Genomic DNA, 1,073 nt, shown 5'->3' on the forward strand with positions numbered 1-1,073 from the left:
TCCACTTCGAAAATTTACTCCAGTTGAAATGAATTTATTTTTTTCGATTATTTCTCGTATGCGTGATAAGAGTAATCAGACCATTCGTTTTACTTTTGATCAATTAAAAGAGTTAAGTGCTTATAAACCTACTGCAAATAACCGTTTTGAAGATGACATTCAGAGAACTTATGAAAAAATGATGGGATTACATTTTGGTAGACGAAGTAAAAGTGGATTAACTCGAGAGTTTTTTGTTTTGTTTACAGAATTTAAAATTGATGGAGATGCAGAAGAACCTTATGTAGACGTAAAAGTTTATGAACGTGCTTTACCCCTTTTAAACAAGCTTGAAAGTTGGGTTCGTTATGCGTTGGCAGAGTTTAGAGATTTAAAAAGTAGTTACGCAAAAACAATGTTTCGGTTACTAAAACAGTTCAGAACCACTGGATATGCTTATTTTTCTAAAGAAGACTTTTTTGAATTACTAGATATGCCCAAAAGTTACTGGAATAGTCCCTCTAACGTCGATAAATTTGTTATAAAACCCATTAAAGAAGAATTAACTCCTTTGTTTAGAGGATTAACGGTTAGAAAAAAATATGGTAAAGGGCGTGGGAAACCAGTTATTGGCTATTCGTTTACCTGGAAACCCGAAAAGAAAGATGCCAATGATTTCTCACAAGGCCAATTACAAGATGAGCGTCAAAAGCTTTTTAATATTCAGCATAATGGTGAATTAACAGAGCAGGAAAAATGGCGCGCCATTGACAAGGTTAAGGGGTTAACTTTAGGCTCTACTGAGAAACAAGCATTGGCTGATAAACAGGCCGAGCACGATAAAAAAATAAGAGATCAAGCAAGACAAGAAGCACTTGCTGAACTCCGAAAGGGGTTTGGAAATCATGCCTAAAACTATTAGAGAACTTGCTAATGAATTGAAGGTCTCCAAGCAGACTATTCAATATCGCTACCAAAGACTACCAACAAAGAACCGACAAAAAGATCGTCAAGGTACAAACATGATTAGCCTTACAGCTGAAAGGATTATTAGAGATAAGGTAGCAAAGCCTTTGGTAGCAAATAACCAACAA

Annotated in this window: 1 protein-coding gene and 1 pseudogene; both read left to right on the forward strand. The window is 35.3% G+C overall.

The features are described from left to right. A partial coding sequence (locus DXH47_RS11525; RefSeq protein ID WP_137975634.1) for a replication initiation protein occupies positions 1-892 on the forward strand: 892 nt, incomplete at its 5' end. Further along, positions 885-1,073 (forward strand): annotated as a pseudogene (locus tag DXH47_RS11530) (DUF536 domain-containing protein); the annotation flags it as partial. The gene DXH47_RS11525 and the pseudogene DXH47_RS11530, both read left to right, overlap by 8 nt.

The organism is Levilactobacillus suantsaii (assembly GCF_004115745.1).
In the GTDB taxonomy this organism is placed as follows: domain Bacteria; phylum Bacillota; class Bacilli; order Lactobacillales; family Lactobacillaceae; genus Levilactobacillus; species Levilactobacillus suantsaii.